Here is a 12,326-nt window from a genome sequence, read left to right on the forward strand (position 1 = left end):
CGATAATGAAACCGATCAGGGCGATTCCGGTGACTCCGGTCAGGAGTTTCTTGCCGACGGAAGACCAGATTTTGAAGCGCGGATTACTCATGAGTTCTTTTAATTTTAGCGCCTCGAGACATCATTGCAACTTCTCGGAGAGAGGTAGTTTTATGAGCCTGCCTCATGCTTTGGATGAATTTTGCTCAGGCAAGAGCCATGTAAGTCGCTTCCAGCAACTTGGCCGCCCTACCTCGTGGCGCTCTTCCATAATCTCTGCGGAAGGCCTCTCGGACCGGTGCGAAGCGGGTTTTGGTGAATCCATGAATTTCCATGAAGTAAATTAACTCTGGGTCATATTTTTTTACCTAGAGGAGATGAATTTCCGGAGTGTCTTGATTTGACGCCAGATTTGCTGGCACTCGCCTCGGGGGGGGGGGGGGGGCGATTCAAGCCGCCTCTCGCGACCCATTCGGCGTATCCTCAGCCCGGGCGAGACGCCGGTGTTCTTGCCAGTCCTGACCGGAAATCGCCTGTGCCTTCCCATGGCACACCGTGCCGTTGTTTCTCACGCCCAATCGTCAGCCGCGGATTGGCCGCCGGTTCCAAATCGAAAAAGCAGGAGATAAGATCATGAAAAAGTTCAACAATATTGTAAAAATCGCAAGTCTCTCACTCGTCGCTGGTAGCCTGCTGGTGCCGGCCTTGTCCCCCGCCGCACCTGCCGGAGCAGAGGCGATCGAAATCCGTCCGGCGGATCCGCAGGTTTTCCTCTGCGCCAAAGCTGACCCGCGCTCTGTCACCGGGCTGCGAAATAACGGACGGATCATGCTCCGGACGGCCTGCTCGCGCTCCGAGGTTTCCATCGGTACGGTCGCCGATCTTGCCATGGTCGGGGAGAAACGTGAGGTCCTTGAATCGATGGATCGCGTCGACAAAGACGGCTCTCTCGATAATGGCCGCGAAACACTTCGCTTTACGGGCGTGAACGTCCAGGTGGTCAGCGGTGCAGAAGCGACAGATGAAGACCTTGCCAAATCGTTTTCCGGCCTCGGGAACTTGATTGTCGGATATGATGAAGGTGCGTCCAGCAGTAAATCCGGATCGCACAACCTGGTCGTTGGCGAGGGGCACGAATACTCCAGCCACTCCGGCATTGTGGCCGGCGCATTCAATCGCGTCACCGGCGCACGGACGGTTGCTCTGGGAACCTTCAATGTTGCCTCCGGTCTGGGCGCAACGATCACCGGAGGCACCTACAATACGGCAGATGGTCAATATGCAACGGTCACTTCGGGGCTGATGAACGAGGCCTCGGCAATCTGGACCACCGCATCCGGTGGCCGTCATAACGTTGCGTCGGCCAGCTACGCTACAACCAGTGGCGGCGCCGACAACACGGCCAACGCCGAGGGTACTGTTGTCAGCGGTGGCAAATCGAACACGGCGGGCGGTATTTGCGTCGAGACAAATGGTGGTGGGGCATACTCTTCCGATTGGAAAGTCGGCAATGCCTGCCAGAAGGACAGCGAATGCAGCGATAACTCTGTCTGCAAGATCGGGCACTTCGCGGTCGTTGCCGGGGGGGAGAACAATACAGCCACCGCGTGGGCCGCGACCGTCACAGCGGGCAGCGAAAACAACTCTTTCGCTGACTATTCAGCTATTCAGGGTGGCGTCTTGAATCGCACCTCAGGTCATTGCGAAGGTGGTGACATCACGATTGGCAAGTCCTGCGTCAGCGATGGGGAATGCCGCTACGGCGGGGTCTGTCGGGGTGGCGAGTTCGCTGCCATCAGCGCTGGCAGCCACAACCGGACCCAGGCATGGGCAAGCTCGATCATCGGTGGAACCTGGCAGAGAGGGACGTCGCAATCCCAAATTCAGCCAAAGCCCGTCGGCAACCCTGTGGACAGCTGGGACGGGGTGCCTTGGAATTGAGTTGGTTCGCTTCTCGGAACCATCCTGCCTCGCCCGTTGGGGCAAAGCAAAGCGAGCCGCCCCGAGGGAACTCTGGGCGGCTCGTCGCTTTTCCGGGAGCGGTCGTTGCCGGAACCCCACCAGGTAGGCCCGACCCGGCTTGAAAGACGGGCGGGCCGAAAGCCCTGAAGGCAGAAGGGCGGGACGGTAGGAAACATGAAGGCCCTTTTTGCCCAAGCGACGCTCTATTCGTCAAGCCGAATCCTGCCACAAGCAGTCGCTAAATCGCCTTCCCGCCCGTGGCAGAGCCGCTGGGCGGAAATCGCCCACCACCACAACTGGGACCGTCGGATCCAGGCGCTTGATCAACCCCATCAATTGAAACATTTGGGGAGTTGCAAACCCGTTGTACGGTTCGAGGTGGACATTGATGAGCCACAACTGCTCACCCCCCACCGAAACCTTGTTCGCCACCGCTCCGCGCTGCTCGTCGCCGTAATTTGAAACATTATTGGGATCGTGTGCGAACTCCCAGAACTCAGATTTCAAGGGCGTAAGATTCGTCAAGACCGCGTTGCCGAAGGTCCCGCCAGAATTTGGGCTATGCAAAGGTTGGAAGGTCGCCAACCAACCGGCCCCGACCTGCCCCGCGAGATAGTCGACGACCGGGACGGCCCCACCAGGCGCCGTCGTATCGTAGACCTCCTGAAGACCGATCCAGGAAGGAACTCCACCGCCCGCCGCTACGGCAGATGCCAGATAGCGGGCGATTCCCGGCAAGGAAATCAGAGGGTCTCCGATCTCCTGATTCGTCGACAGATCGTACCCGGCTCGACCGGACTTCCAAATATTCGACGAGACCACCCGCAGATCCACAAGCACCATGGGCGGCTGCGCAGTCTCCAGCGTGAACCCCACACTGGAATCACCAATGAAACCATGGACGGCTTCATCAACTCGATGCTCGAGGTCGGCGAGAATGGAAGGCGACTCGTAGGCACATGCGGATTTCCGGTCATTCTTTGCCCACGAGGCCACGAGCCGCTCCACCGCCCGATCGAGACAGGCTTCGTCCACTTGAGCATCGCGCAGCGCTGCTTTGCCGTGGCACGAGGCCTGGTTTCGAATCGCCGTGGCGAAGAAGCTGAGTCGACGTTTCAGGCATTTCGCCTCGTCGCTCGCACGCGCGCCCGCAACGGCCGGAAGCGCGACCAGCACCACAAGAAAAACTGCTCCAACGAGGAGCCCTCGCAATCTTGATTTAGCTGACATGCTACTCTCTTTTTTCTCGGAGGCCTTCGATTGTTCAACGCGAAATTTAGGAGGGCAAGAACTATCAAACATTAGAAGCTCTGCGAAAGCTCTTTTTTGGCTCGGGACGACATCTGGCCGCTCTTTGCTGCCAGGCCACGAGAGCCAGGCCTTGTTGAACTTAGGTGCGAACAAAGCATCCCTCTGCCTGTCGATCTCCCGCCAGGCAGCACAGGACGGTAGTTGGGGCAAAAAGGGCCCAAGCTCCTCCTAGCCGTCAACTCGAAACCTGCGACATCCCTCCACGGAATCCCCCGCATTAGACAACGGAAGACAACTCGAAGCCTGGATCAAGAACCCCACCTACGACCACGGGATGTGCCGAGGCCAGCGTGGATGACTGGCGACAGAATCAGCTTGCTCACTGTGGGATGCACGGTCTCGCTGCAGCCGGGGAACTGCAGTTCGAGGACTCAGGCGTCTCGTTGTCCGGGTCAAGCCACCTCGGGATGTCGCACGGTCCGGCCGGGTTGTTGAATACTACTGCACGCGAAAGACCGCAATCCGGCGGATACGTGTCGCAGTCCTGGACATGGAAGTGCAAATGGTCGGCCGTTGAGTTGCCAGTATTCCCCACCTCCCCAAGCACGTCGCCGCGACGGAGTTCATCGCATTTGTCGACGGATACGCCTTCAGGCTTCATGTGCCAATATACAGCGATGCTTCGATCCTCGTGCCTCACAAAGACATAGTTTCCCGGATCGCAGGTTGCGAATTTGTTGGGAACTGTGTTCGCGTCGGCCCCCCAGCAGCTAGTATCGTTTTTAGTCGAGGATTCGTTGATCATGATCACCCGTCCGCCGCGGGCCGCGCGGATCGGTGCTCCCTTATTGGCGCCGAAATCCCAAGCAAATCTTTGAAACACAGATAGAGGGTTTGGGTTCAAGATGAGCGTGCCATTCTGGTCTTCGATCATCCTTCCATGGCCAAAGTTCGGGTCGTCGTAGTTCCCTTGTCCGTAGGTCCACCCCTGTAGGCTGTCGAAGGCCTCCGGGTCGTGCGTTGGATACCAAGGTAGTCGATAGTAGGCGTCGTCATTTGCGGCGGCGCATAGTGACAGCAGATCTCGTCGAATGTCCGGAGTTCTGCATGCGTAGCGCGCTGTCTCGCCATTGTTCTCTATGAGGACGTGGGGCCATCGCAGCCCAGAGCGCTTTCGAACGCCTGATCCGAGAAATCCAAAGATCTCGTCCCACATTGGGTCGCATGCCGGGTCGGTCGAAGGGTAGAAGTCGTGATTGCGAAACACAGCAAAGGAATTCCCCTCGTTGATGGTTTGAACTGACGGGAAACTGGAAGACCCGCTTCCTGGCGCCGCAACAAGGTAGCCTTCAGCCCTGGCTGCGGTTGTTACTGCCCCGAATCTCGGATCGACAGTCGTCCCATCCAGGCTGCTGACCCCAAATTGATCAAAATTGACGCTGTCGCCGACGTTAAATGCTACATCCTCAAGTACGAAGCGGGTTTGTGAGTAGTCCAACGTGCAAAAACCTCCGTAGTCTTCGACCCTGGTCGGAAGGTAGATTGTCTGCTTGTCCGTCGGTGCGCCAGCGCATGGATTCGCCAAACTGTTGTTCCACTCTCTTCGCGTGACGGTCAGAGCCATTACGGCCTCACCTGCGGGGACGACCCCCGTGAGCGACGCGCTGCTGCCAGATCCCAGATAGGGGATCGAGTGTTGGGCTTTGGGCTTTGCCAGCTGAGAGAGCGTGGCGCTCACCGAGAGGCAGCTAGTTGTCCCGATGCCCGCGTCATAGGCTGGACATGTTGATTGGACAGGCGTCTGGTTAACGAGCTCAGCTACCGTCTCCACTACGAGCTTTCCAACAAATGTACTCCCCGGTTCCCAATTTTGATAGGCTGAAAGAGGGTAGCTTTCGGATGAGCCAAACGGCCTGATTCGTAAATCGAGGCAGTCGAACGGGTCGGAGCTAATTGGTGCAGGCATCTCGTTTCTCGGCTCGTAAGCCTCCGGTCTGATTTTTGTAGCGACCAAGGCGGCGTCACTGAATCCAAATCCCTCGTAGGAAATTCTTGAACCGGGTCCGAGGTCCGGGCGCTTGCGTGATTTGGAGGACGCCGGGAGGGTCAATACCAGGCCGCTGTCGAGGGTGATGGTGCCGCTCGCCGAGTTTACTTCCTGGATTACGCCATCGCCTTTCTGCTTTGCGCCTACGGATTCGCAGAGTGCTGCCATTTGCTCGCCTGCGGTCGCGGCAGTGTCTTGCGCGACCGCGAGCGCGCTGTCGGCGAGCCGCAGGTAGGCCTTGCCCATCTCAAGGTCGCTCACGTCCTGCAAAGCCCCCGCGATCGGTTCCGCCAGGTCGCGCCGCGCGAAGCGTGGCGCCTTATCGTTCAGCTGACTTCGAATCCTGTAAATCAGTGCGACGGCTCTCTTCATCAAACGGTCGCCGATGCAGGGTTTTCCCAGGGCGAGCGAAGAGTTGGTCTTTTCGAAGAACTTGGAGATTTTCGAAGTCTTTCTTTCGAAAGACTGCAGGAACCCGAGGCTTCCAATTAATTTTACAGCTCGTTCAAGTGCGACATTTGCAGGCTCAAGAAGCGTCCCGGGGGATCGCAGGAGGTCGACATGCGAGCAGCCGAAGAAGGCAGGGGAGGCGCTCTCAGAGGTGCCGCGGCACAAGTCCTCCGGCGTCGAGATTCCGTCGCCGTCTTCATCACAATCGGCGCTCAACAAAGATGTTCCTTCACACCGGTCAAGATTTTCATCGCAGCTAAACTCGGCGCAGGCACCGTTCAAAGTGGCGCATTCGGGCGGGTTCCCGTCAGTGCACCCATCGTCAAGCGAGCAGTATTCGGCCCCGTTGCAGAACAATTCGTCATCGCAGAATTCGTGCTTCGGGAGAAAAGTGCATTCGCCGCTTGCGGGGTCGCAGAGGTCAATGGTGCATGCGATGCCGTCGGAGCAGAGGTCCTCGACGTCAGTGCAAGCGCCGTTGTTGCAGGTCCCGGCGATCGAGCAAGCGGAACCTCCGCAGCTTTGCCCCTGCGGCTCCCAGAGACACTCGTCGCTGCAGCAGTCGCCATTTTCCGAATTGCCGTCGTCGCACTGCTCTGCGGTGTCCAGAATTAAATCGCCGCACGCCGCGCTGGCGCTGAGGGGGGCGAGAAGGGGTACCGCAAGAAAGATGGCGAGAGCAAGCAAGATTCGGAGCATCCGGGTTTTCTCCTTAGCTAGGGGCATAGATTGTCTACCCGAATTGGCGGAGATTGAGAAGCATAAAAAAGCTGGACTGTAGCCGACATCAAGGCCCTTTTTGGCCCAGGCCACTTCTAGCGGTCAACTCCCAAACGCCGATGGGGTTTACGGAATCCGCGAGGAAGGGATTCGCGGGCGGGCGTTCCATCGCGGTGGCGGTCGTGGCCATGAGGGAGATCGCCGCCCCGGCCACCACGCAGACCGCCAGCGAGAGCATTCCCGGGCGCCTCCTGGATTTAAAGTCGCTCACGTCGAGTTCCGTGAGAATCGAATGGTCGTCTTGGAATCCGTCAGCAAAACCACGATCTCCTTGCTCCCTCTTTTCCAGGCCAGGGTTCCGATGCGGTCGCGGGGCTCTGGGTCGTCGCGCAACCATCTTCTGATATCAGGCAATCCCCCGAGGAGTCGAGAGGTCCCATCCCTCGACGATCAATGGGTTCACGGTAGGCACGGGCGGCCGAGATCGCCGCGTCGGGGGTTGGGTTCTGTGTGTCATGCAGATAGACGGTTCTCTTTGTGAACTCGAGAAAGTTCACCATCCGGATCGGTCGGTGGCCCGCGCGGGGCTATGGTTCAGGGGCCAGGAGGAGCTGGGGGCAAGGATGACGAACAAAGAACAGATGTCGCAGGTCAATCCCTACTTTCTCGTCGATGATGTGCCTGCGAGCGCCGCCTACTACCGTGACGTGCTCGGCTTCCACTTCGACAGGTTCTGGGGCGACCCGTCTTCTTTCGTGATGGTGCGACGGGACCAGATCCAGATCATGTTGCGTCAGCGGGAGTCCTCAGCGGAACCAATCGCACGGCCGAACAAGGCGCGCCTCTCAGGCAGCTTCGACGCCTACGTCTACGTCCGGGATGTCGACGAACTCCATAAAGAGTTCAAGGAGCGCGGTGCAAACATCCTCTACGAACCGTGCGACCAACCGCACCAATGCCGTGAGTTCGAGGTGGAGGATCCGAACGGGTACGTCCTGTGCTTCGGGCAGGATTTACTGACTTCATGAGAGCGGCCGCCGTGCGGGGCGGCGGATGCAGGTGATCTGCGGAGGCGGTGGCCGACCGTTTCCTCTCCACGTCCGAAGAGGACCAGCAAGCAATCATCGAGTTCTTGAGGACTTTGCGGCTAGGTACCTGGGCCGGGCGCGAAAAGCCTTCTAGGTCCACCGGCCTCGAATTCTTCCGACGAAAGTGTTGCCGAGGCCTGGTTCATGAAGCTATCTCTTGAGGTGGAGGAAACGACCCATGTCATCGATGATTCCCGAGTGCACGGCCGATACCGACGCGGATGCGATGTACGCAATCCTGATGGACGCAGGCTGCCTTGTCGTTCGCGACATGGCGTCGCCCGAGGGGATCGCGGCGGTGCGAGCTGAGCTTGCCGATTTCATGGCCGCGGCGCCGGTTGTGCCGCACGAGCCAGAGGATTTCTACTCGGGAAACACTCGCCGGGCGGTTGGGCTCATGAGCCGGTCACCGACGATGCGTGAGTTGATGATGCATCCCGCGGTCGAGCGGCTTTGCGATCGTCATCTTCTGCCCAACTGCAGTAGGTACCATGTTAATGTCACTGCCGCGCTCGAGGTCGGCCCGGACGCGCGCGACCAGATTCTACATCGCGAAGAGGACCTCTTTCCCTACTTGACTGTAGCCGACATCAAGGCCCTTTTTGGCCCAGGCCACTTCTAGCGGTCAACTCCCAAACCTGCCCTCGGGGAGGCTTACGCCGCCCTACCCGCCCGGCGGCGAAGCCGCTGGGCGGCCTCGAGAGCTTCGCAAAGTCCCACACCGACAGCCTCGTCGAGCCACGCCGACGGGTGGAGAAGAGCTAGCCCTCTAGGACTGCGCGTACGTCGCCGGGTCGAGCGAGAAGGCCATGCCCTGCATCGGCTCGCCTCGCCCTCGCCGCTCCGCGTTTGCGCGGCAAGTTGTCCGATAGCGCTCGTACGCGGCGCGATCATCGAGGCTCGCCGTGTCGAACCCCAGGTGCTCACGAAGCAGTGTGCACCGCAGGTCCCGCACGGTAGGAGCGTGCCACACCGACGCGTTCAACTCGGTATCGCCATAGAACGAGCGGTTGGCGATGTTCGTCGATCCAATCGTGCACCACACGTCGTCGATCAGACAGATCTTCGCGTGTACGTAGATGTGTTGGTACGCACCATCGCCCGCGGGAGTCGCGATCCCCGCGAGTGTGAACCGCTCGTGCTGCCCGAGCCGCGTCAGGGCTTCCCAGAACCGGTTGCGCCCGTCGTCCTTGCGGCCCTCCACCATGGCGGTATTCGCATCGGCCGGGACGAGAAAGACGACTTCGACTCCGCGATCGAGAGCGGGGAGAAGGCGTTCCACGACCTCCGGAGATCCGATCGCCTGATCCTCGAAGTAGATCGTGCGCTGCGCCGCGTCGATCGCCCGGAGGTATTGATCCGCGATGCTGTAGTCGCCCTCTTCGATCGGGAACGGCTCTCCACCCGGCGTCGCGACCGCATTGCGATATGTCCCCCGACGAACCGTCCGTTGAATCTGCACCACCACGTCACCGGCCACCTGCGAAGTCGTTTCGGGGAACTCCAGATCGGCGCCAGCTGATTCGGAATGCCAGCGGCCGTCCTCCGCCACCCGCTCGCTCGCCTCATTCCAGCGCTGGACGAAGTTGTGGTGGACGTCGGTCGCCGACGGGCCTCGGAGTTCGGAGTACACGTCGTGCACGTTGGCGTCGCGTGCATGCATGTTGGGCCCCGTACGTAGGGGGTGCCCGGCCGGCACGACCGAGCCATGATCGAGATTGATCCCCCCGACGAACGCGACTTCGCTCGGATCACCGGCATCGATCAGCCAGCTCTTCTGGTGGTGGCAGTACAGCTTCGTCGCCCGATCCCACCGCGCCAGAAACGTCGAACCCCGCGTGCGCAGACTCTCGCGCTGCGCCTCGGTTCCCATGAAGTGCGTCGACGGGCTGACCTCTTCGAGCTCCGGGCAGCGCCAGAAGATCACGCGCACATCGATGCCCCGCGCCCGAGCGCGATCGAGCACATCGAACACCGTCCCCCGACCATCGGGCATCTGAACACGAGGCTCAAGGAACGCGACGGTGACCCACACGCTCCGGCGCGCCTGCTCAGTCGCCTCGCAGATCCGACGAAACGCGGGCTCTCCGTCGATGAGCGGCTCCAGCGTGTTGCCGGATCGAATCGGATACGCCCCCGAGCTCACGAAGGGGATGTGCTCGCCGTCACGCTTCATGTCCATTGATCTCCCTGAATTTCACCCCTCACACGCGAGCGCAAGCCGACCGTCGAGAGCAACCGGAAACTCGAACGCCACCGACCCGTCCTGGACGGTAGCAGACATCAAGGCCCTTTTTGGCCCAAGCCACCTCTAGCCGTTAAGTCCCAAACCTTCCGCGGGGAGCTCCCGCCGCCCTCCCCGCCCGCGGCGAAGCCTCATCGGCTCGTAGCCAATGATCTCGAGCAGACGGGCACGCATCGCTTCGGCCTCGTCTGCGTGTGCGTAGTACAGGTTGCGGGTCTCGGTCGGGTCGGCCCGAAGGTCGTAAAGTTGGCCACGAGGCTCGCCGCGGCGTGGCCTCCGACGGATTGGGGGCGAGCGCCCCCCGGAACCGAGCTCTCCCGGGATGAGCTTCCAGTTCCCGGATCGGAGCGCAAAGGCACCGCGGCTCGAGTGGAGCACGAGTTCCGTTCGGAGCCCCGGGGGGTCGGGCTCCTCGAATAGTAGAGGAAGGAAGCTGGTACTGTCCTCTCCCGCGCCCCGGGGAACGCGGAAGTCGACGATTTCGGCGACGGTTGCGAAGAGATCGTTCAGACCGACCAGCTGCGAGGAAATCTCCCCCTCCGGAATCCGACCGGGCCAGCGAGCGATCAGGGGAACACGGTGACCGCCTTCCCAGATGTCGCCCTTGACGCCACGCCATTGCCCATTGGCACGGTGGCCTGTGCGTTCGGCGAGAGAGCGCGGTTTCGCGAACGCCCCGTTCCCGGTTGCGCCATTGTCGCTGGTAAACAAGACCAGGGTGTCCTCCTCGAGGCCGCGGCGCCTGAGAGCTTCAAGGATCTCGCCCACGGACCAGTCTACTTCGTGGACGAAATCTCCGTATCGGCCTGCGTCGCTGACGCCCCGGAAGCGCGGTAGCGGTACGATCGGGTAGTGGGGAGCGGTGAGGGAAAAATAAAGGAAAAAGCGGGTCTCGGGAGTCTGCTGCTCGATGAAGCGGACGGCGCGACGCGTAATCTGTGGCATCACTCTGTGGAAGTCCCAACCCGGAACCATCGGACCTGGACGACCATGCCACCTACCCTGCGGCAATGCGGTTGGCTGTGCGAGTAGGCGGTCGTTCTCAATGAAGGCGTACGGTGGGAAGTTCGCAACGTCATCGCCGAAATAGAGATCGAAACCGCGATCTACCGGACCACCTCGAATCGGCTCCGTGAAGTCGATGGCGTTCGCTTGTTCGGTTCGATGCATGAATCCGTTGCCAAGGTTCGGCAAGTCGAGAACTGTCCCCGGCTTCAGCGGCCAGTCCCACCCCAGGTGCCACTTGCCGATGCAAGCGGTTCGGTAGCCTTTGCTCCGCAGCAGATGAGGCATCGTGAGCCGGTCTTCCTGGATCAGTGGCCGGTCCCACTCATAGAGGCCCATGGTCTTCAGTGGAGTGCGCCAGGCATATCGCCCGGTAAGCACACCGTAGCGCGTCGGAGTGCACACGGATGACGGGGAGTGTGCGTCGATGAACCGAATCCCCTCAGAGGCGAGTGTGTCTATGTGCGGCGTTGGGATCTTCGACTCGGGATTGTACGCACCGACGTCGCCATACCCGAGATCGTCCGCAAGAATAAGAACGATGTTGGGGGGCTGGCGTGATTCGGTACAGCCGACAGCCAAGATCACGCAACAGAATGCAATCCCACAACGAAACACCTGGTCAATCTGATAGCGCACTCTGGACTTCCCTCTCCATCTGATTTCTCCCTCTGGACTCGGCTTATAGCCTGTCCAGCTCAGATGGGGGACCACCTCATCTTCTCGCTGCGGACGGTAGCCGACATCAAGACCCTTTTTGGCCCAGGCCACTTCTAACCGTCAACCCCAAACCTGCCCTCGGGGAGGCTTCCGCCGCCCTACCCGCCCGCGGCGAAGCCGCTGGCCGTGGCACTATCCGACGTCGAAAGTTACCCCAGTAAACACACCCCCCACATAGTTAATGGGGTAACTTTGGACAGGGCCCACGATGCTTTTCGGACGGTAGGAAACATGAAGGCCCTTTTTGCCCAAGCGACGCTCTATTCGTCAAGCCGAATCCTGCCACAAGCAGTCGCTAAATCGCCTTCCCGCCCGTGGCAGAGCCGCTGGGCGGCAATCTCGGATTCGGGCTGGCTGGGCTGGATGAAATGTTGCCGCTTTGCCCTCGGGTGCGCTGGGGGTCGATTGTACTCCCGCTGAAAATTGAGCAGAAATATCGCCACCCCATTTGCGCTGCGATCCCTGCGCCCGGTCGCCCCCTTCGTCGGGCTAGCGCAGGTGCGTTTCCGTTTGCCCCCGAAAAGAAGCCCACCGGCATGGGCCTTCGATGCTTCGGTCTTCCACCAGGGGCCATTCACAGGGATGCTTTCGCTGCTCAGACCGCGAATCAAAACCGCTTGCGAACACCCCCCCCTTCGCTCAGATCGGGTTCTGATTTTTTAAAAAAATCAAAAATGAATCGGGGTCGGGCGAAGAGAGGAAACTGGGCGCCCCAGAGGAGCTGGGAGGCTTCCAAACTGTCTAGTAGTAAGGGTCGTCGTCCTCAGCCACGCTCCAAGAGTTCGGAGGATGCTTACCACCACCCCGAATTTGGTCCAGCGTCAATGAACAAATGCGCGGTGCCGTCGCACTCGACAAA

8 protein-coding genes are annotated in these 12,326 nt (G+C 60.1%); 3 read left to right on the plus strand and 5 right to left on the minus strand.

Annotated elements, in window-relative coordinates; all coding sequences use genetic code 11:
• Nucleotides 1-612 precede the first annotated feature (612 nt).
• Nucleotides 613-1,920: a hypothetical protein gene (locus P8K07_17915; GenBank protein ID MDG1960401.1), complete on the plus strand. Its 1,308-nt coding sequence runs from the start codon at nt 613-615 to the stop codon at nt 1,918-1,920.
• A 231-nt stretch (nt 1,921-2,151) separates the two neighbouring features.
• On the opposite strand, the gene P8K07_17920 is transcribed toward P8K07_17915, so the two are convergent.
• The 3 genes from P8K07_17920 to P8K07_17930 all read right to left on the minus strand — a co-directional run bounded on the left by P8K07_17920 (nt 2,152) and on the right by P8K07_17930 (nt 6,647).
• Nucleotides 2,152-3,171 (minus strand): hypothetical protein, encoded by a 1,020-nt coding sequence (locus P8K07_17920; protein ID MDG1960402.1) that lies wholly within the window; start codon nt 3,169-3,171, stop codon nt 2,152-2,154.
• Between the two features lie 400 nt (nt 3,172-3,571).
• Nucleotides 3,572-6,388 (minus strand): peptidoglycan DD-metalloendopeptidase family protein, encoded by a 2,817-nt coding sequence (locus P8K07_17925; GenBank protein ID MDG1960403.1) that lies wholly within the window; start codon nt 6,386-6,388, stop codon nt 3,572-3,574.
• 88 nt (nt 6,389-6,476) lie between these two features.
• A complete protein-coding gene (locus P8K07_17930) occupies nt 6,477-6,647 on the minus strand; it encodes a hypothetical protein (GenBank protein ID MDG1960404.1) in 171 nt (56 codons plus the stop codon).
• A gap of 385 nt (nt 6,648-7,032) precedes the next feature.
• Between P8K07_17930 and P8K07_17935 the strand changes: the two genes are divergently transcribed.
• Nucleotides 7,033-7,437 (plus strand): VOC family protein, encoded by a 405-nt coding sequence (locus tag P8K07_17935; GenBank protein ID MDG1960405.1) that lies wholly within the window; start codon nt 7,033-7,035, stop codon nt 7,435-7,437.
• Nucleotides 7,438-7,675: 238 nt separating this feature from the next.
• A complete protein-coding gene (locus tag P8K07_17940) occupies nt 7,676-8,119 on the plus strand; it encodes a phytanoyl-CoA dioxygenase family protein (GenBank protein ID MDG1960406.1) in 444 nt (147 codons plus the stop codon).
• Between the two features lie 147 nt (nt 8,120-8,266).
• On the opposite strand, the gene P8K07_17945 is transcribed toward P8K07_17940, so the two are convergent.
• Nucleotides 8,267-9,679, minus strand: a complete 1,413-nt coding sequence (locus tag P8K07_17945; protein MDG1960407.1) for a phospholipase D family protein — start codon at nt 9,677-9,679, stop codon at nt 8,267-8,269.
• A gap of 129 nt (nt 9,680-9,808) precedes the next feature.
• Nucleotides 9,809-11,335 (minus strand): arylsulfatase, encoded by a 1,527-nt coding sequence (locus P8K07_17950; GenBank protein ID MDG1960408.1) that lies wholly within the window; start codon nt 11,333-11,335, stop codon nt 9,809-9,811.
• Nucleotides 11,336-12,326: the final 991 nt, after the last annotated feature.

The sequence above is a fragment of the Candidatus Binatia bacterium genome, assembly GCA_029248525.1.
Taxonomy (GTDB): Bacteria; Desulfobacterota; Binatia; order UBA12015; family UBA12015; genus UBA12015.

What these genes read in the sequence shown, in the direction of transcription:
- P8K07_17925 (MDG1960403.1), bottom strand. Translation starts at nt 6,388, where the DNA reads ATGCTCCGAATCTTGCTTGCTCTCGCCATCTTTCTTGCGGTACCCCTT.
- P8K07_17915 (MDG1960401.1), top strand. Translation starts at nt 613, where the DNA reads ATGAAAAAGTTCAACAATATTGTAAAAATCGCAAGTCTCTCACTCGTC.
- P8K07_17945 (MDG1960407.1), bottom strand. Translation starts at nt 9,679, where the DNA reads ATGGACATGAAGCGTGACGGCGAGCACATCCCCTTCGTGAGCTCGGGG.
- P8K07_17930 (MDG1960404.1), bottom strand. Translation starts at nt 6,647, where the DNA reads ATGCTCTCGCTGGCGGTCTGCGTGGTGGCCGGGGCGGCGATCTCCCTC.
- P8K07_17940 (MDG1960406.1), top strand. Translation starts at nt 7,676, where the DNA reads ATGTCATCGATGATTCCCGAGTGCACGGCCGATACCGACGCGGATGCG.
- P8K07_17935 (MDG1960405.1), top strand. Translation starts at nt 7,033, where the DNA reads ATGACGAACAAAGAACAGATGTCGCAGGTCAATCCCTACTTTCTCGTC.
- P8K07_17920 (MDG1960402.1), bottom strand. Translation starts at nt 3,171, where the DNA reads ATGTCAGCTAAATCAAGATTGCGAGGGCTCCTCGTTGGAGCAGTTTTT.